The 17,251-nt window shown below is 66.8% G+C and carries 16 protein-coding genes, 1 tRNA gene and 1 other annotated feature; of the genes, 9 read left to right on the plus strand and 8 right to left on the minus strand.

Annotation, left to right across the window (positions count from 1 at the left end; all coding sequences use genetic code 11):
* Positions 1-134: 134 nt before the first annotated feature.
* A complete protein-coding gene (locus GR702_RS00005) occupies positions 135-1,046 on the plus strand; it encodes an oligosaccharide flippase family protein (protein ID WP_160983916.1) in 912 nt (303 codons plus the stop codon).
* A 125-nt stretch (positions 1,047-1,171) separates the two neighbouring features.
* Positions 1,172-1,227: a sequence feature (sul1 is cis-regulatory element that is thought to sense ions involved in sulfur or methionine metabolism; They are found in Alphaproteobacteria), on the plus strand.
* Positions 1,228-1,291: 64 nt separating this feature from the next.
* Positions 1,292-2,773, plus strand: coding sequence for a SulP family inorganic anion transporter (locus tag GR702_RS00010; protein ID WP_160983917.1), 1,482 nt, complete (start codon positions 1,292-1,294; stop codon positions 2,771-2,773).
* Between the two features lie 39 nt (positions 2,774-2,812).
* On the opposite strand, the gene GR702_RS00015 is transcribed toward GR702_RS00010, so the two are convergent.
* Positions 2,813-3,295, minus strand: a complete 483-nt coding sequence (locus tag GR702_RS00015) for a PilZ domain-containing protein (protein WP_160983918.1) — start codon at positions 3,293-3,295, stop codon at positions 2,813-2,815.
* A 287-nt stretch (positions 3,296-3,582) separates the two neighbouring features.
* Between GR702_RS00015 and GR702_RS00020 the strand changes: the two genes are divergently transcribed.
* Positions 3,583-5,676: a RelA/SpoT family protein gene (locus GR702_RS00020; protein WP_160983919.1), complete on the plus strand. Its 2,094-nt coding sequence runs from the start codon at positions 3,583-3,585 to the stop codon at positions 5,674-5,676.
* Between the two features lie 207 nt (positions 5,677-5,883).
* Here the strand turns inward: GR702_RS00020 and GR702_RS00025 are convergent.
* A tRNA-Leu gene (locus GR702_RS00025) sits at positions 5,884-5,970 on the minus strand.
* A gap of 240 nt (positions 5,971-6,210) precedes the next feature.
* Between GR702_RS00025 and GR702_RS00030 the strand changes: the two genes are divergently transcribed.
* Positions 6,211-7,185 carry a complex I NDUFA9 subunit family protein gene (locus tag GR702_RS00030; protein WP_160983920.1) on the plus strand — a complete coding sequence of 325 codons (975 nt, stop codon included), beginning with the start codon at positions 6,211-6,213 and terminating at the stop codon, positions 7,183-7,185.
* 83 nt (positions 7,186-7,268) lie between these two features.
* On the opposite strand, the gene GR702_RS00035 is transcribed toward GR702_RS00030, so the two are convergent.
* Positions 7,269-7,940 (minus strand): glutathione S-transferase family protein, encoded by a 672-nt coding sequence (locus GR702_RS00035; protein ID WP_160983921.1) that lies wholly within the window; start codon positions 7,938-7,940, stop codon positions 7,269-7,271.
* A 231-nt stretch (positions 7,941-8,171) separates the two neighbouring features.
* Here GR702_RS00035 and GR702_RS00040 point away from each other — a divergent pair, with 231 nt between their 5' ends.
* Positions 8,172-8,558 carry a VOC family protein gene (locus GR702_RS00040; RefSeq protein ID WP_160983922.1) on the plus strand — a complete coding sequence of 129 codons (387 nt, stop codon included), beginning with the start codon at positions 8,172-8,174 and terminating at the stop codon, positions 8,556-8,558.
* A gap of 14 nt (positions 8,559-8,572) precedes the next feature.
* On the opposite strand, the gene GR702_RS00045 is transcribed toward GR702_RS00040, so the two are convergent.
* The 4 genes from GR702_RS00045 to metX form a co-directional block, all read right to left on the minus strand.
* A complete protein-coding gene (locus GR702_RS00045) occupies positions 8,573-10,054 on the minus strand; it encodes a hypothetical protein (protein ID WP_160983923.1) in 1,482 nt (493 codons plus the stop codon).
* 105 nt (positions 10,055-10,159) lie between these two features.
* The gene (gene metW, locus GR702_RS00050; RefSeq protein ID WP_160983924.1) at positions 10,160-10,771 is read right to left on the minus strand and encodes a methionine biosynthesis protein MetW; all 612 of its coding nucleotides are present in this window, start codon (positions 10,769-10,771) and stop codon (positions 10,160-10,162) included.
* Positions 10,768-11,205, minus strand: coding sequence for a GNAT family N-acetyltransferase (locus GR702_RS00055; protein ID WP_160983925.1), 438 nt, complete (start codon positions 11,203-11,205; stop codon positions 10,768-10,770). The genes metW and GR702_RS00055 overlap by 4 nt, the downstream gene beginning before the upstream one ends.
* Positions 11,202-12,311, minus strand: a complete 1,110-nt coding sequence (metX, locus tag GR702_RS00060) for a homoserine O-acetyltransferase MetX (RefSeq protein ID WP_160983926.1) — start codon at positions 12,309-12,311, stop codon at positions 11,202-11,204. The genes GR702_RS00055 and metX overlap by 4 nt, the downstream gene beginning before the upstream one ends.
* Before the next feature lie 99 nt (positions 12,312-12,410).
* Here metX and hisC point away from each other — a divergent pair, with 99 nt between their 5' ends.
* From hisC to GR702_RS00075, 3 genes are all read left to right on the plus strand, one after another.
* The gene (gene hisC / locus GR702_RS00065) at positions 12,411-13,535 is read left to right on the plus strand and encodes a histidinol-phosphate transaminase (protein ID WP_160983927.1); all 1,125 of its coding nucleotides are present in this window, start codon (positions 12,411-12,413) and stop codon (positions 13,533-13,535) included.
* Between the two features lie 31 nt (positions 13,536-13,566).
* Positions 13,567-14,490: a prephenate/arogenate dehydrogenase family protein gene (locus GR702_RS00070; protein WP_160983928.1), complete on the plus strand. Its 924-nt coding sequence runs from the start codon at positions 13,567-13,569 to the stop codon at positions 14,488-14,490.
* A gap of 67 nt (positions 14,491-14,557) precedes the next feature.
* Complete coding sequence (locus GR702_RS00075) at positions 14,558-15,370, plus strand: transglutaminase-like domain-containing protein (protein ID WP_160983929.1); 813 nt, start codon at positions 14,558-14,560, stop codon at positions 15,368-15,370.
* Positions 15,371-15,407: 37 nt separating this feature from the next.
* Here the strand turns inward: GR702_RS00075 and GR702_RS00080 are convergent, their stop codons facing one another.
* Positions 15,408-16,328: an MJ0042-type zinc finger domain-containing protein gene (locus tag GR702_RS00080; RefSeq protein ID WP_419880276.1), complete on the minus strand. Its 921-nt coding sequence runs from the start codon at positions 16,326-16,328 to the stop codon at positions 15,408-15,410.
* Between the two features lie 135 nt (positions 16,329-16,463).
* Between GR702_RS00080 and ftsE the strand changes: the two genes are divergently transcribed.
* Complete coding sequence (gene ftsE, locus GR702_RS00085; RefSeq protein ID WP_160983930.1) at positions 16,464-17,177, plus strand: cell division ATP-binding protein FtsE; 714 nt, start codon at positions 16,464-16,466, stop codon at positions 17,175-17,177.
* Positions 17,178-17,251 lie beyond the last annotated feature (74 nt).

Below are 17,251 nucleotides of genomic sequence, written 5' to 3' on the forward strand. Positions count from 1 at the left end.
ACCGAAAACGCGCTGATCTTCGCCCTCGTCGGCCAAGTCGCAGCCGAAGCCGGCGTGCTGCTGATCATCATGTCTGCGGGGCCGGGCTGAGCGCCGTCCCGAAAAATCGACTTCGGCAGCGGGCTGTCATGGTGGTGATCGCCAGGCCCCCGCTTATCCCGGTCTTCGACCTTGCGACATTCCGCCTTCTGACGTCGCGAACTTCCGGCTTCGCGGCCTCCAAGATCATCACTTTCGTGGCATTGCGCGCCGACGACGTGATCGTCGGGCGCTATCTCGATGCGGCAAGCCTTGGCCTGTACGTGCGCGCATACAAGCTGATGAGCCAGCCAGCCAACCTCTACACGACAGTCGCCGACCGCGTGGTTTTCCCGGCCTTTTCGCAGCTGCAGGAGGATCTCCCCCGGTTGAAGGCGGCGTTCCTGCGCGGCACGAACCTGACCGCCATGGTCGGCATTCCACTGTCGGTTCTCTTCTACGTGGTTGCGCCCGAGTTGATCGGCCTGCTGCTTGGCAAGGACTGGAGCGGCGTGATCCCGGTCTTCAGCGTCCTGGCGGTCGCCACATACTTCCGGATCGGCGCGCGGGTGAGCGCCTCGCTCCTGAAGGCCACCGCCTCCTTCAGGCAGATGATCGCATCGCAGGTGTTCTATGCCTTCCTGACGATCGGCCTGTCGCTCTTCGCGGTGCAGTACGGGCTCGTCGCCGTAGGCATTGCCATCGGCTGCGCGGTCATTGCCTGGTTCTGCATGGTCAGCCTGATGGCGTGCTCGGTGCTGGGACTCGGGCTAGGCGAGTTCATTAAGGCCCACGGACAGGGGCTGGCGCTCGCGATCCTGTCCGGAGGGGGCTCGCAGCTGATCGCGCAGGCCGCGCGCGCCGAAGGACTTTCGCAGATCCTGATCCTGTTCCTCGTCGGCTCGTTCATCGGCTGCTTCCTGCTTGGCCTGGTCTTTTTCAAGCCCCGGATCATCATCGGCACGAGCGGGCTGTGGATCATCGAGCAGATACAGGACAAAGCTCTTCGCGCGGTCCGTAAGAGGTAACCTCGACGCGACAGGAAGCCACGGTCCGGCGTTTCTAGCCGGATCGCCGGCGCAGCTTACGGCGGCCAAGCGGAACGGGCTGCGGTTGCGCTCTCGGCCACTTCCGTCTAATGGACCGCCATTCGCAAGGACCCGGTGAAAATCCGGGTGGCTATTCCGGCCGCCGATCCGCCGGACAACGCTCGTCGCAGGCCGATCCCGGCCGCTCCGTCCGCGCCATCCCTGCGACTTCGTCGGTTCCTCACATGCACAGCAACGCTCTTTCGCGCTACCGCGCCGAATGGTTCACCGGCGCCGCCGGTGCCCGCCGCGAAGTTCTGGCCGGTATGGTCGGCACCTTCGCGCTTATTCCCGAGGTGATCGCCTTCTCGTTCGTGGCGGGCATCGACCCCGAAGTGGGCCTGTTCGCCTCGTTCACGATCGGGATCGTCATCGCCATTGCCGGAGGCCGCCCGGCGATGATCTCCGGCGCGGCTGGTTCGGTCGCCCTTGTCGCCGCAGCGCTCGTCCATTCCCATGGACTGCAGTACCTGCTGGCCGCCACGCTGCTGGCCGGGTTGTTCCAGATCGCGTTCGGGCTCCTCAAGCTCGACGTGCTGATGCGCTTCGTCTCGCGCTCGGTGCGCACCGGCTTCGTCAACGCGCTCGCCATCCTCATCTTCTCGGCGCAGATACCGCAGATGGTCGGGGTGACATGGCATACCTACGCCATGATCGCGGGCGGGCTGGCGATCATCTACCTGGCGCCGCGCATCACCCGGGCCGTGCCTTCACCGCTCATCTGCATCGTCGTCCTGACGGCGATCAGCATGGCCTTTCCCATGCCGGTCCATACCGTCGCCGACCTTGGCCGGCTGCCCTCCTCGCTGCCTTCATTGACTTTCCCCCGCGTTCCGATCGCATGGGAGACGCTGCGTATCGTCGCACCTTATGCTCTGGCGATGGCGGCGGTGGGATTGCTGGAATCGATGATGACCGCGAGCGTGGTGGACGACCTGACGGAAACCACCAGTTCCAAGGCGCGCGAGTGCACCGGCCTTGGTCTAGCCAACCTGGCTGCGGGCCTGTTCGGCGGGATCGCGGGCTGCGGCATGATCGGCCAGACGGTAGGCAACGTGCGCTACGGCGGACGCGGGCGGCTTTCCACGCTTGTCGCGGGCGTGTTCCTGCTGGTGGTGATGGTGCCGCTTCGCCCGTGGGTGGCGCAAGTGCCGGTCGCCGCGCTCGTCGCGATCATGATCATGGTCTCTGCCAGCACCTTCTCGTGGAGCTCGATCCGTGATCTGGCCCGTCACCCGAAGGTTTCGGGCGTGGTCATGGCGGCGACGGTGGTCGTCACCGTTGCGACCCACGATCTGTCGGCCGGGGTTGCCGTGGGAGTGCTGCTCAGCGGCGTATTCTTCGCCTTCAAGGTGACGCGCCTGATGCAGGTTATCTCCAGTTACGACGAAGCGACGGACACGCGCACATACCGTGTGACCGGCCAGGTCTTCTTTGCCAGCGCCGACATCTTCGCCGACCGGTTCGACCTGCGCGATACGGCATCGCGCGTGCGCATCGACCTGACCGACAGCCACCTGTGGGACATCACCGCGGTGGGTGCGCTGGAGGACGTGGTGACGAAGATGCGCCGCCACGGCATCGTGGTCGAGGTGATCGGCCTCAACCAGGCAAGCGCCATACTCGTAGACAGGCTCGCGCCGGGCTTGGGTGGCAGCACCTCCTGAGCGACGGGGCAAGACGCCGCTATCGGTCGCGTCTCCGCCTTAGCAGGGGCGAAGGCCAGACGAGGTGCGTTCCTGGTGCGGGCGGACGCCGAGCAGGCGCTCGAGGGCGGCCGTGAAGCCGGCGTTGCGTCGGCGGTCGGTCGCTCCGGGCTCCATCAGGCTCGCCCCGCCGGTAAGCTGCACGCCGAACTCGCCGTCGCCTACCCAGCGCACTTCCGCCTGCAGATTGCCTTGCCCCGGCAGGGCCACGCACAGAATTTCGCCCATGCTGGGAAGCAGCGTGCGCGAGGCGATGCACATCCCGCCCGGGGATACGTTGCGCACGATCACGTCCTGCCCAGTGCGCCCCTCCCCGCCGATCACCGCGCGGATCAGCGTGCGCACGCGCGGCGAGCGTTCCGGGTGCGCGGGCGCGGGGCCGCTCTGCCCCGCCCGCTCACCCGGGTCACGCAGCGATGCGGCCTTGAGCCAGTCCCGGCGCGCGGGGGCGAGGCTGTCAGTGCGAGTGGTATTCTCTGCCATGATGTCTGTTCGGCTCCTGGACGGGAACTTTCGCGCCGCGGGACGGGTTTGAACCGAAGAAGCTGGCGGGGGATCTGCAGCGCTCCTCCGGTTCGAGCGGCATACTGCCCTCGATGCCTTCCCCGATGGTTAACAAAACCCTTCCGTACATTAACTATGAAATCGATTGAACGCGGGTTTGCGGCTCGTCAGCTTCGGCCTGCACCGCATTGCCCCGCGTGCAAAATATGCATGTTGTTGCATCTGCCCTTGTCGCGGAGAGATAAATCCTGACATGTCATTGTGACATGCTCCGCCAGTACGAACTCGTCGAACGCGTCAAGGAATACGCGCCCGAGGCCGATGAGGCCCTGCTCAATCGCGCCTACGTCTATACCGTGCAGAAGCACGGCACGCAGAAACGGGCCAGCGGCGACCCATATTTCAGCCATCCGGTGGAAGTCGCGGGGTTGATGACCGAGCTCAAGCTCGACCAGCAGACCATCATCACCGCCCTGCTCCACGACACGGTGGAAGACACGCTCGCCACGATCGACGAAATCGACAAGCTGTTCGGCGCCGACGTTGCGCGACTGGTCGATGGCGTGACCAAGCTTTCCAAGATCGAAGTGATGACGGAGAGCGAACGCGCGGCGGAAAACCTGCGCAAGTTCCTCCTCGCCATGAGCGAGGACCTGCGCGTCCTGCTCGTGAAGCTGGCAGACCGGCTTCACAACATGCGCACCCTTCACTTCATCAAGAGCGAAGACAAGCGCCGCCGTATCGCGCGCGAGACCATGGACATCTATGCGCCGCTTGCCGAGCGCGTGGGCATGTACGAATACATGCGCGAGATGCAGCTTCTCGCCTTCGAGCAGCTGGAACCCGAAGCCTATGCCACAATCACCGGGCGCCTCGCGCAGATCCGCAGCCAGGAAGGCGGGCAGGTCGACGCCATCGCGCTCTCGATCAAGCAGGTCCTTGCCGAGGCCGGCCTCAACGTGGAGGTTTCGGGCCGCGAAAAGCACCCCTATTCGATCTGGCGCAAGATGGCCGAGCGGCACGTCACCTTCGAGCAGATCACCGACATCATGGCGTTTCGCGTCCTGACCGACAGCGTGGACGACTGCTACAAGGCGCTGGGCGTGCTGCACCAGGCCTGGCAGATGATACCGGGGCGTTTCAAGGACTACATCTCGACGCCAAAGTCCAACGGCTACCAGTCGCTGCACACGGCGCTGATCTTCCAGCGATCGATGCGCATGGAAGTGCAGATCCGCACACAGGAGATGCATCGCCTGAACGAGTTCGGCCTCGCCGCGCACTGGGCCTACAAGCAGGGCGGCGTGCGGCCCGACGGGCAAGTGGGCTGGCTGCGCGACCTGATCGAGATCGTCGATGCGAGCCACGATGCCGAGGAACTGCTCGAGCATACCAAGCTCGCGATCTACCAGGATCGGATCTTCGCCTTCACGCCGAAAGGCGCACTGTTCCAGCTGCCGAAGGGTTCGACCACGGTCGACTTCGCCTACACCGTGCACACGAAGCTGGGCAACGCGGCGGTGGGCGCCAAGATCAACGGACGGCATGTCCCGCTGCGCACCCGGCTCGTCAACGGCGATGTCGTGGAAATCATCAAGAGCCCGACTTCGGAGCCGCAACTCTCCTGGCTGGGCTTTGTGGTCACCGGCAAGGCGCGAGCCGCCATTCGCCGTGCGGTACGCGCCAAGGAGCGCGCCGAAGTGGCCGAGATCGGCTCCAAGCTCTACGACGAGATCTCGGGCCGCCTGCCCCAGCGCCTGGGCAAGAAGGCGCTTTCGGGCGCTATCGAACGGCTTGGGCTGAAGGACGAGGAGGACCTCATGTTCGCCATCGGCTCGGCGCGCTTCACCGACCGTCAGGTGATGGAGGCACTTGTCCCGGGCAGCACGGCGGAGCTTCCCGAAGAGCCCGAATGGACCAGCACCGAGCGGGCGATCTCGATCCGTGGCCTCACCCCCGGCATGGGTTTCGAGCTTGCGCAGTGCTGTCACCCGGTGCCCGGCGATCGCATCGTCGGCCTGCGCCGCCCCGACCACAAGGTCGAGGTGCACACGATCGACTGCATGACTCTTGCCAAGAACGCCGACGCGGACTGGCTCGACCTGTCATGGGGCGAGCGCACCACCGGTGCCGTCGGCCGCCTGCGCCTGGTCCTCTACAATCGCCCGGGCACCCTGGCCGAGGTGACGCAGATCTTCGCGAGCAATCGCGCCAACGTCTCCAACCTGCAGATGACCCAGCGCGACGAGCCTTTCGGGACCTACGAGGTCGACCTCGAAGTGGCCGACCTTGCCCATCTAACCCGGATCACCGGCGCCCTGCGCGCAAGCGAGGCCGTGGCGGACGCTGAACGGATCTGAGCCGCAGGCAGGTCATCGACAGAACAGGGGCCAGGCCGGGCGCTTCGTACGCGCGCCCGAGGCGGAGCGACCGGCCGGACGTCCGCAGCAGGAGGTGCTTAGCCGCAGCCCGTCCCGGCAACGCCGTTCACCAGGTCATCACAAAGACGCGAAAATCCCCGATTTCCCGGGGCTTTCGACTACTTGCGCTCACTTCCGAAGAAGTAATGGTGCCCAGAAGAGGACTCGAACCTCCACGCCGTTACCAGCGCCGCCACCTGAAGACGGTGCGTCTACCAATTCCGCCATCTGGGCACGGAGGCAGGGGAGCGAAGCGCTGTCCCTGCCGGGTAGGAGGGCGCCTCTACGCAGGCCGCGCGGGGTTGTCAACAAGGCGACTGCAACATTTTTCGACTTAACTGATTTCATGGCTTTGGAAGCGCTTCTAACAGGCCGGCTTGCCCCTTCCCGTGCCTTGTGGCAGGGGCGAGGCCACTGTGCTGCAGCGCGGGATAGTTGCTCTACCGCGCGGCGACGGAAGGAACAGACCTGACCATGAGCCCCAGCCCCGTTATCGACACCACCAATGCCCTTTACGGCAAGATCGTCACCATTCTTGGCGGCAGCGGCTTCGTCGGTCGACACGTCGCCCAGGAGCTGCTTTCGCGCGGTGCGCGCCTGCGCATCGCCAGCCGTCATCCGAAGAGGGCGTTCTCCATCAAGCCCCTGGGGAACCTGGGACAGGTGCAGTTCGCCGGAGTGGACGTGACCCGCGCCGAGACGCTCGCGCCGGTGCTTGCCGGCAGCCATGCGGTCGTGAACCTGGTGGGCGCCTTCGCGGGTGACCTCGACGCGCTGCAAGGCAAGGGTGCGGGCGTGGTCGCGGCAGCCGCCAAGGCTGCCGGCGTAAGCGCTTTCGTCCACGTCTCGGCAATTGGCGCGGACGCGGGGTCCGATGTCCCCTACGCGCGCAGCAAGGGCGAAGGCGAGAATGCGGTGCGCGCCGCCTTCCCCGAGGCCATCATCGTGCGGCCTTCGGTGATGTTCGGTCCGGACGATCGCTTCGTGAACATGTTCGCCAACTTGATCGCGCGCCTTCCCGTGCTGCCCGTCTTCGCGCCTCAGGCAAAGCTGCAGCCGGTCTTCGTCGACGACGTGGCGACTGCCATCGGCAATGCGCTTGCAGCGCCCTCGGTGCATGGCGGCAGGACCTACGAGGTGGCAGGCCCCGAGGTCGTCACGATGCTTGAGATCAACAGGCGCATCGCCGCAGCGCAGGGCCGTTCGCGCAGCTTCGCCGAACTCCCCGACTCGCTTGCGGGCCTTGTCGCGGGCGCCACTGGATGGCTGCCGGGCGCGCCGATCAGTTCCGACCAGCTCAAGCTTCTTTCGGCGGGCAACGTCGCGGAAAGCGGAGCGCCGGGCCTTGCCGAGCTGGGCGTGACCCCGCGTCCGCTCGGCCTGTTCCTCGATCGCTGGATGGTCCGCTTTCGCAAACACGGCCGCTTCGGCACCAAGCACGCGGCCTGAACGGGCTTGGGCAGGAGGGACGCCGTCCTTCCTGCCGTCCGGTTCCTCGAACTGCGCGTCAGCGAGCGGCGCGTAACGCGCGGTCAGGCGTCCACTTCGGCGTAATGGCTTGGTGGCTGGATCACTTCCATCCGCTCGCTCAGGAGCGGCCGGAACGAAGGCCGCGACTTCATCACCAGATACCAGGCGCGCGCCTGCTCGTGGCTCGACCAGTCGAGGCCGCCGAGATAGTCGGCCACGGAAATCTGCGCGGCGGCCGCAAGGTCAGCCAGTGTCATCGTCGCACCGGCAAGCCAGGGCCGGTTGTCGATCAGGTAATCGATGTAGTCGAGGTAATCGTGCGCGAGCTTCATCGATTCGCGCAGCGCCTTGGCATCGGGCGACTGACGCAGGACAAGGCGCTTCTTCATCCGCTCGAGCAGGAGCGGGCCTGACACGTCGTTGTGGAAGTTCTCGTCGAACATGGCGATCAGGCGGCGGATCTCTGCGCGCTGCTGCGAGGTGCCGCTGATCAGCGGATTGCGGTCCACCGTCTCCTCGAAGTACTCGCAGATCGCACGGCTGTCGGAAAGGACGAAGCCTTTTTCCGTTTCGCGGATCACGGGAGTGCGCCCGGCCGGGTTCATGGCAAAAAGCCGATCCTCGCCTTCCCAGGGGCGGGCGGTCTGGAGCTCGTAAGCGATGCCCTTCTCCGCCATCAGCAGCCGGACCTTGCGGCTGAAGGGACAGAGCGGAAACTGATAGATGTGCCACATGGCCGTTTCGATGCCAAAGCCCGGGCACAGCGTCCACCAAGGACAATTCGCAAGCGGGGCTAAACGCGTGGATAAGTCGTGCCATCGGCCATGCGCCACTGGGGCTCACATATCGCCGGCACGCACCGGGCTTCAATTGACGTCGAAGAAGGCTCTCGACAGTCTTCGCCCTCAGCCACGAGGCCGGGCGAGTGCCGGAACATCGACGGGGCAATCGGGAGAGACGATCCAATGCTGCTCAAATCCATTCGCGTGGGTTCGAACGACCTTGCGAAAACCCGCGCGTTCTATGACGCTACATTCGGAGCACTAGGCATGTCGCCGTGCACGACGCCGGGGCAGTATCCCATCGTGATGTGGGACCTTGGCGGGGTCCGCTTCCTGGCCGGTCCCGCGCGAGATGGAGAGGCGTGCACGCCTGCAAATGGCGGGACGATCGTCTTCGATGCGGCGAGCGAAGACGAGGTGCGCGCGTGGCACGCGGCCGGCCTTTCCAGCGGCGGCACCTGCGAAGGCGCGCCCGAGGCCAAGCCGCAGGCGCGCGGGGCCTTCGGCGCCTACCTTCGCGATCCCGACGGCAACAAGCTGGGCGCCTACCACGGCCTATCGATGGGCTGAGGTCGCGCTTCGCTTCAGCGGGCGGGCTGCGGGGGAACGATGGCCACCCATCCGGGCCCGATGCGCCGGAAGCGGAGGCCTGGCACCATCACGTCGCGCTCCCTCAGGCGCGCGATGACGGTGGCTGCATTCCAGCGGTGCAGGTTGTCGTGCTCGCCCCAGAAGATGGTCGGGCAGGTGCGCGACAGCGCTCGCGATCCGGCGGGCGCCAGATCAAAGCCCATTGCCTCTGCCACGTACCGATATCCGAAAGGCACGACCTGCGCGTTGTCGCGGGGCAGTGCGACAAAGACCGCGTCGTTCCAGTCGGGATAGGCGTGGACGATCGTGCCCGGGCAGCGGGCGACCTCGGCAGCGACGACCCGGCCGCTGCCGAACCAGCCGTCTCGCGCGGCGGCAGCCCTGGTGTTGTGCACCATCGCCAGCACCGCCGCCACGAATGCCGCCGCCAGCACCAGCAGGCGCAGACGCGCTCCGAGGGCGTCGAGGAGCCGTCCGAAGCCGAGCGCAACGCCAAGCGCCACGGCCGCGAACAGGACCATCATGTATTTCTCGATCACCATCGGCCGCAGCATGTGCAGGGCAACGATCCCTGTCGCGGCAATCGCTACCCCGGTGGCCAGCAGCGCCAGCGCCCCCGCTTCGCCCGAGGGCTTGCGCAGCAGCAGCACGTCGCGCGCCATCAGCCCGGCTCCCGCCAGCGCGCCCACCAGCAGCACCAGGTTCGCCGTCAGGCTGTGGACCACGCCTCTCTCGATCGCCCACCGAGCGGACGCAAAGCCCGGTTCGATCCAGAAGACGCTGGTGTTGGCCAGCCACATGGGCAACTGCACGGCGGTGACGGCAACGAGGATCAGCCCCGCGACGAGCGGCGGCACGGCGATGGCCCGCACCCGCCGCCAGTCGCGCTGCCAGAACGCAGGAACAAGGAACACCCCTGCCAGCGCCGCGCAGGTGAGCGAAGAGATGATGTGGGTATTGAAGCCCACCAAAGCGGCAATCCAGTAGGTCACTCGCCGCGCCGTGCTCGCTTTCGCTCCGGCGACATGCCAGGCACAGAGCGCCAATGCCAGCACACTGCCGGAGCAGAGCGACAGGAAGTACGAGCGCAGTTCGCTGCCCTCCAGCAGGGTCCATTCGTTCGCCGCGACCGCGAGCACCAGCCCGGCTGCGGCCGACGCCAGCCGCGGCACGTCACGCACGATCGCAATGCAGCCGACCACTGCCAGCCCGCCGATCGCCAGGTTGAGCAGGCGGTGATGCGAAATCGGCCCCAGCCAGGCCGTCGCCCGCGCCAGCGCGTAGTAGAGCGGCGGGTGATTATCGGCGAGCCAGCTGTCCCTCATCGCCGCCAACCACGGCACGCCGGGGCGCGAGACGAACTGCGTGTAAAGCTCGTCGTACCACGGCCCCCGGTGCAGGCAGGCCCATGTCAGTGCCAGGGCAAGCAGCAGGAGCGTCGCAGGCGCGATGCCGCGGGTGATCGAACGGGTCATGGGCAGGCTCGCATGAGGGTCGGCGCGGCGCGCGACGCACGGCAGGACTAGCGCGGCTGTGGCAAACGGGGCGTTAACTTCCCAGGGAGCCGCGGCCAGCGTCCCTCAGTTCCCGCGCGAGAGCAGGAACACGGCGTGCTCGGCGCGGAAATTGGCCGCGGCCGCGCTGCAGTTCTGGTCCCCGGACAGGAACCAGCGCCCTTCCACGGTGATCCCGCGTTCCTTCACCAGAGCGCGGAAGTCGTTGATGGTGAGGTGGTGGATGTTGGGCGTCTCGTACCAGCCGACCGGCAGGAGCCGCGTCACCGGCATCCGCCCGTTCCACATGAGCGAGACGCGCACGCGCCAGTGGGCGAAGTTCGGGAAGCTGACGAAGGCCTTGCGCCCGATGCGCAGCAGCTCGTCCAGCACCTTGTCGGGCCGCATCGTCGTCTGCAGCGTCTGGCTGAGGATCGCGTAGTCGACGGATTTGTCGGGATAGAAGGCCAGGTCCTTGTCGGCATCGCCCTGGATCACCGACAGCCCGCGCGCGACACAGGCGCCCACGTTGGCCGCGTCGATCTCCATCCCCCGCGTGGCGCAGCCCTGCCCTGCCTGCAGCGCCTGCATCAGCGTGCCGTCGCCGCAGCCGACGTCGAGCACGCTGGACCCGGGCGAAACATTCTCGGCGATCACGGCGAGATCGGGGCGCAGGCTTGCTGCATGCGCGGCGTTCATGCGGCATCCTCCGCCAGCCGGGCCGCGAAGGCCGGGTCGAGGCGTTCCATCATCATCTCCGGCCTTGCCAGCGGCGTGAAGCCTAGCTTGGCGTAGACCCCGTGCGCATCGGCCGTCGTCAGACCGAAGCGACGAATGCCGGCGTACCAGGGATGCTCGACGAACCAGCCTGCCATGCGTCGCCCGAGGCCTTGTCCGCGCACCGGTTCGTCGACCCATACGTCGGCGAGCCAGGCAAAGCTGGCACGGTCCGAGATGACGCGCGCGAAGCCCACCTGCCCGTGATCGGGATGGTATGCCCCCAGGCAGTGCGATCCCGCGATCTGCCGCTCCACCTGCGCGATCGCGATGCCGGGGCACCAGTAGCTGGACGCGAGCCAGCCGTGCACCCGCGGAAGGTCGATGCGCTGCCGCTCGTCCGAAAGCTCGATCATCCCAGGAACCCTTCCACTACCCGGTCGAGCGCAGGCACGTCGAGCAGGAAGGAATCGTGCCCATAGGGAGCGGAAAGCTCGACGAAGCTGACCGGAAGCCCGGCCGCGTTCAGCGCATGGGTGACGGTGCGCGATTCCGCCGTGGGATAGAGCCAGTCCGTATCGAAGCTGACGAGGCAGTATCGCGCCTTCGATTTCGCGAAAGCATTGGCGAGCAGGCCGCCGTGCTCCTCGGCCAGGTCGAAGTAGTCCATGGCGCGGGTGATATAGAGGTACGAATTCGCATCAAAGCGGTCTGTGAACGACAGGCCCTGGTAGCGCAGGTACGATTCGATCTGGAAGTCCGCGTCGAAGCCGAAAGTCTTCTCCTCGCGGTTCTGCAGCCGGCGGCCGAACTTCTCCGTCAGCCCGGCCTCGGAAAGGTAGGTGATGTGCGCGGCCATGCGAGCCACCGAAAGGCCTTTTTCCGGCCCTTTGCCGAAGGCGTAGTAATTACCGTCACGCCAGGCCGGATCCGCCATGATCGCCTGCCGTCCCACTTCATGGAAGGCGATGTTCTGGGCCGAGTGGCGCGCGGTGGAAGCCAGCACCAGCACGGCGCGGGTGCGCTCGGGGAAGTTGGCGGCAAGGCTGAGGGCCTGCATCCCCCCCATCGAGCCGCCGACGAGCGCATGGAGGCTGTCTATCCCGAGCGCATCCAGGACGGCGATATGGCCCTTCACCATGTCGCGGATGGTGATGACCGGAAAGCGCATGCCCCAAGGCTCGCCATCGGGCGACAGGCTGGCGGGGCCCGTCGAGCCCATGCACGAGCCAATCACATTGGCGCAGATCACGAAGTAGCGATCGGTGTCGATCGGCTTGCCCGGCCCGACCATGCGCACCCACCAGCCCGGCTTGCCCGTCTTGGGGTGATCGGAGACGACGTGATGGTCCCCGGTCAGCGCATGGCAGATGAAGATCGCGTTATCCTTGGCCGCGTTCAGCGTTCCGCAGGTCTCGTAGGCGATGCGGGGGCAGGCAAGGCTCTGCCCACCATCCAGCATCAGCGGCATGTCGAGATCGAGGAACCTGTTTTCGGTAGGAATAGTGGGGGACGTCGCCATGATGTTTCGCCAGATGGGAGATCGCCATTAGGGAATCAATCGGTTCGCCGCAATCGGCCACTGTCATTGAAGGCCACGCTGGGTTATGGGCCGCGCGTCATGAGCGAAACCGATACGTCCGCGCCGACCCTGGCAAAGTGCCCCGCCCCCAAGCCCTGGATCGAGGCGATCCATGCCTATGTCCCCGGCAGGTCCAAGGGCAAGGACGGACGCCCCCTCGTCAAGCTTTCCGCGAACGAGAACCCGCTCGGCACGAGCCCCGCCGCCCTTGCCGCGCGCGCCCAGGCCCCGGCCTTGTACCCCGATCCGGACAGCACCGAACTGCGCGCCGCCATCGGCGCGCGCCACGGGATCGATGCGGCGCGCATCGTCATGGGCACAGGCTCGGACGAACTGCTCAACCTCGCGGCGCAGGGATATGCAGGTCCCGGCGACGAGGTCATCTACGTACGCTACGGCTTCTCGGTCTACGACATCGCCGCAAGGCGCTGCGGCGCGACCCCGGTCGTCGCCCCGGACTGCGACTTCGGCACCGACGTCGATGCGCTGCTGGCCCTGGTGAGCGAGCGGACGCGCGTCGTCTTCGTGGCCAATCCCAACAATCCGACCGGCTCTTTCCTGCCCGGCGGAGAGATCGCGCGGCTGCACGCGGGGCTGCCCTCCGACGTCCTGCTGGTGATCGACCAGGCCTATGGCGAGTATGTCGCGGCCCACGACGACGATGGCGGTCTCGCCCTCGCCGAGGCGCACGAAAACGTCCTTGTCACCCGCACCTTCTCCAAGATCTTCGGCCTTGCCGGTGAGCGCGTGGGCTGGGCGACGGGAGCGCCCGGCATCATCGCCACGCTAAACCGCATCCGTGGCCCCTTCAACGTCTCGGCGACCGGACAGGCCATGGCCCTGGCCGCGCTGGGAGACGCCGCTTTCCTCGAGGACAGCCGCGTCCACAACCGCGACGAGCGCGCGCGCTTCGTGGGTCAGCTCGAAGCGCTCGGCAACCATGGGCTGCGTCCCTTGCCGAGCCAGGCGAACTTCGTCCTCGTGCTGTTCGAGGGAGCGCTGACGGCCGAGGCCGCGTTCGAGGGACTTGCCGAGCGCGGGTACATCGTGCGCTGGCTGCCCGGACAGGGGCTGCGACAGGCGCTGCGCATCACGATCGGCAAGTGCGAGGACATGGACGCGATCGCGGCCGGTCTGCGCGAGATGGCGGAAAACGCGAAGTGATCCGCGCGTCCATCAATCGGGGTATCGCCGCATGACCTTCGCGACGATCGCCATCATCGGTCTTGGCCTTCAGGGCGGGTCCATCGGGCTGGCGGTGCGCGAGTACCTGCCCGAGGCGCGCACCACCGGCTACGACATCAACCCCGCGCACCGCGCCCGCGCCGCCGAGCGCCGCCTTGTCGACACCGTGTGCGACAGCGCCGCCGAAGCCGTGCGGCAGGCCGATCTCGTAATCTTCTGCGTCCCTCCGGGCGCGATGGGCATCGCTGCCGAGCAGATCCGCGCCGCCTTGCCGGCACACACGCTCGTCAGCGACGTGGGCTCGTCGAAGGAAGCGATCGCCAAGGCGCTGGGAGAAGCCCTGCCCGACCATCTCGTGATCCCCGCCCACCCGGTCGCGGGCACCGAGAACTCCGGGCCGGACGCCGGCTTTGCGCACCTGTTCCGCAACCGCTGGTGCATTGTCACGCCGCCGGACAAGGTCGACATGCTGAAGCTGTCGGAACTCGTCGCCTTCTGGGAGGCGCTTGGCGCCAACGTCGAGATCATGACGCCCGCGCACCACGACCTCGTGCTCGCGGTGACAAGCCACCTGCCGCACCTCATCGCCTACACCATCGTGGGCACCGCCTCCGACCTCGAGGACGTGACCCAGGGTGAGGTCATCAAGTATTCGGCCGGCGGCTTCCGCGATTTCACCCGCATCGCCGCCTCCGATCCGACGATGTGGCGCGACGTGTTCCTCTCGAACCGGGAGGCCGTGCTCACCATGCTGCAGCGCTTCACCGAGGACCTGACCGCGCTGCAGCGGGCGATCCGCGTGGGCGACGCCGATACCCTGTTCGACCAGTTCACCCGCACCCGCGCCATTCGCCGCTCGATCATCGAGGAAGGCCAGGACGATTCCCGCCCCGATTTCGGACGAGGCGACCACGAGGCTGCAAAGAATCCCTGAGCCCCCGGGAGCCCGGGGCGGCCTCGAGGTTTCCTGCGGGAAACATCCTCTCGAGGACGACCCTTACATGCAGCTCTCGCACACGCAGCTTTCCATCGTCACCACGCTCGATTACGCGGTGCCCCATCCCGAGCTCGGCCCGGTCGACTGCCTGCTTCAGGTGGAAGCGGCGATGATCCCCGAGCAGAGCGTTCTTCAGGCGCGGATCGACCTTCCTCCCGTCGACCATTTCGCCCGGGTGGCGGCGCAGGCCCAGATCGGCGAGCGCATCTGGCTGCGCACGTCGGGCCCGCTGCAGGTCCGCTACGAGGCCACCGTCTCGATCGAACGCATGCTGGCGGAGATCGACACGCTTCCCGCCGTGCCCCCGCACCTGCTGCCCGGCGAAACCGTCGATTACCTCATGCCCTCGCGATACTGCACGTCGGACACCTTCCACGAGTTCGTGGAGCAGGAGTTTGGGCCGCTACAGGGCGGCGCCCGCGTCGGCGCCATCCGCGACTTCATCGCCCGCACTCTCACCTACGAAGCCGGGTCGAGCGATGCGTTCACCACGGCGGCCGATACGTTCCAAAGCCGCAAGGGCGTCTGCCGCGACTATGCGCACCTGATGATCGCCCTGGTGCGCGCCAGCGCGATCCCCGCGCGCTTCGCCAGCGTCTATGGCCTCGGCGTGGAGCCGCAGGACTTCCATGCCGTGGCGGAAGTCTTCCTCGACGGCGCGTGGCATATGGTCGATGCCACCGGCATGACTTCGCCTGACCGCATCGCCAAGATCGGCGTCGGACGAGACGCGGCGGACGTCTCGTTCCTTTCGAGCTTCGGCAAGGTGGAACTGCTATCCCAGAGCGTTCAGGTAACCGAACTGGTGCCGGCGTAGGAAAGGCGGCCCTTAAACGTCGGCGGGGCGGGCGAACTCAGTCCGCCTTCCAGCCGATCTCAGCGGCGGCGGCGGACTTGGGGATGTCGGTCAGCGCCTCGTTCACGGTGATCGTCTCGCCCGGCGCCAGCTGCCGCTTCGCCGGCACCACTTCCTTCTGGTAGACGATGGTCTCGCGCCGGTCGCGAAGCACCACCAGCAGCGAGGGGACGCTGCGGCCCTGCGCGCCGATGTTGGTGATGGTGCCGCTGACGCTGAAGAACTCGGTCCCGTCCGGCAGGGGCTTGCGGTCCTGCCGGTTGCGCGGGAAGTCCAGCCTGAGATCGGGCTGGGCCTGCTGGAAGGTCTGGCGCGGGATCGGCACCCAGTCGGGCAGCCCTCCGAAGGCGACCGCCGCCGTGAGCCCAAGGGTGGAGATCGCGAAGATCACCGCCGCGTAAGTCGCGATCCGGGTCCAGTTGCGACGCGGACGGAACGGCGGCGAGAAATCGAACCTCGACGTGTTCTCGTCGGCATAGGGCCGGTTCAGCGTATCATCGTAGTAGGCGCTGGCGGCAGCGGGCTTCAGACGCGGCGCACCGGCATCCGGCACCGTTCGGGCGGGCGAAGGAGCGGCTGCAGGCTCGGGCGCGGTCTCGTCCAGCGGCGCGGATGGACGGGGCACGACGATCGCCGGGCGCTGCGCTGGAGCGCGCGCCGGCTGCTCGGCTGCGGGTTGCTCGGGCACGGCAGGCGGCGAAGCGGGCGACGTCTCCGCCGGAGACTCTGCCCCAGCCTTTACAGGAGCCTCTGCCCGGCCTTCTGCGGCTACCGGTTCGATCGCGAGTTCCGGGCCTTCCTGGAACCAGCTGTGCCGGCACTTGGCGCAGCGCACCGTCCGGCCTTCCACGCCGATGGCACTGTCCGGTACGGCGTAGCGCGTAGAGCAGGCGGGGCACGCGATGATCATGATTGTCATGCATAAGCACGGTTGCCTCGCGCGCGACAAGGACTCACCCTGTGGGTTCGCGCCCTGACGGTCTTTTTTCCACATGCAATGACCGCTATAGGCCTCGCTGTCGCCGGTTCGGCCCGAGTGAGACACTAGACGAGCATGAGCGCGGACGGCGAAATCATCCACTTCGACAATGTCGGACTGCGCTATGGCACCGACCGCGAGGTCCTGAGCGACCTCACGTTCACGCTGTTCGAAGGCCGCTTCTACTTCCTCACCGGCGCGAGCGGCGCGGGCAAGACGTCCCTGCTGAAGCTGCTCTACCTTGCCCAGCGCCCTTCGAGCGGGGCCATACGGATGTTCGGCACCGATGCCATCACCCTGCCTCGCGGCCGCCTGCCGATGCTGCGCCGGCGCATCGGCGTCGTGTTCCAGGACTTCCGTCTGGTGGAGCACCTTTCCGCCTTCGACAACGTTGCCCTGCCCCTTCGCGTGGCCGGCCACCGCGAGCGGGACCTGGCAGGACCGGTGCGCGACATCCTCGAATGGGTGGGCCTGGCCGACCGGATCGAAGCGCGGCCAGAGACGCTTTCGGGCGGAGAGCAGCAACGCGTCGCCATCGCGCGGGCAGTCATCGCCCGGCCCGCGATGCTGGTGGCGGACGAGCCCACGGGCAACGTCGACCCGGACATGGCGCTCAAGCTCATGCGCCTGTTCGAGATGCTCAACCGGCAGGGCACGACGGTTGTCGTCGCGACCCACGACCTCGACCTTCTGCGCAAGGTGCCCGAGAGCCTCATCATGAGGCTGGACCGCGGACGCCTCTCCGATCCCACCGGCGCGCTGCGCTATCCGCCACGGAGGCCAGCGTGAAGGCGCTGCTCTCAAGGCTTCGCGGGCGCGGCCTTTCGGGCCGGAGGCGGGCCGAGATCATACCGGAAGGGCGC

It is taken from the genome of Novosphingobium silvae (assembly GCF_009856825.1).
Lineage (GTDB): Bacteria > Pseudomonadota > Alphaproteobacteria > Sphingomonadales > Sphingomonadaceae > Novosphingobium > Novosphingobium silvae.

What these genes read in the sequence shown, in the direction of transcription:
- GR702_RS00010 (WP_160983917.1), top strand. Translation starts at nt 1,292, where the DNA reads ATGCACAGCAACGCTCTTTCGCGCTACCGCGCCGAATGGTTCACCGGC.
- GR702_RS00015 (WP_160983918.1), bottom strand. Translation starts at nt 3,295, where the DNA reads ATGGCAGAGAATACCACTCGCACTGACAGCCTCGCCCCCGCGCGCCGG.
- GR702_RS00020 (WP_160983919.1), top strand. Translation starts at nt 3,583, where the DNA reads ATGCTCCGCCAGTACGAACTCGTCGAACGCGTCAAGGAATACGCGCCC.
- GR702_RS00030 (WP_160983920.1), top strand. Translation starts at nt 6,211, where the DNA reads ATGAGCCCCAGCCCCGTTATCGACACCACCAATGCCCTTTACGGCAAG.
- GR702_RS00035 (WP_160983921.1), bottom strand. Translation starts at nt 7,940, where the DNA reads ATGTGGCACATCTATCAGTTTCCGCTCTGTCCCTTCAGCCGCAAGGTC.
- GR702_RS00040 (WP_160983922.1), top strand. Translation starts at nt 8,172, where the DNA reads ATGCTGCTCAAATCCATTCGCGTGGGTTCGAACGACCTTGCGAAAACC.
- GR702_RS00045 (WP_160983923.1), bottom strand. Translation starts at nt 10,054, where the DNA reads ATGACCCGTTCGATCACCCGCGGCATCGCGCCTGCGACGCTCCTGCTG.
- metW (WP_160983924.1), bottom strand. Translation starts at nt 10,771, where the DNA reads ATGAACGCCGCGCATGCAGCAAGCCTGCGCCCCGATCTCGCCGTGATC.
- GR702_RS00055 (WP_160983925.1), bottom strand. Translation starts at nt 11,205, where the DNA reads ATGATCGAGCTTTCGGACGAGCGGCAGCGCATCGACCTTCCGCGGGTG.
- metX (WP_160983926.1), bottom strand. Translation starts at nt 12,311, where the DNA reads ATGGCGACGTCCCCCACTATTCCTACCGAAAACAGGTTCCTCGATCTC.
- hisC (WP_160983927.1), top strand. Translation starts at nt 12,411, where the DNA reads ATGAGCGAAACCGATACGTCCGCGCCGACCCTGGCAAAGTGCCCCGCC.
- GR702_RS00070 (WP_160983928.1), top strand. Translation starts at nt 13,567, where the DNA reads ATGACCTTCGCGACGATCGCCATCATCGGTCTTGGCCTTCAGGGCGGG.
- GR702_RS00075 (WP_160983929.1), top strand. Translation starts at nt 14,558, where the DNA reads ATGCAGCTCTCGCACACGCAGCTTTCCATCGTCACCACGCTCGATTAC.
- GR702_RS00080 (WP_419880276.1), bottom strand. Translation starts at nt 16,328, where the DNA reads ATGACAATCATGATCATCGCGTGCCCCGCCTGCTCTACGCGCTACGCC.
- ftsE (WP_160983930.1), top strand. Translation starts at nt 16,464, where the DNA reads ATGAGCGCGGACGGCGAAATCATCCACTTCGACAATGTCGGACTGCGC.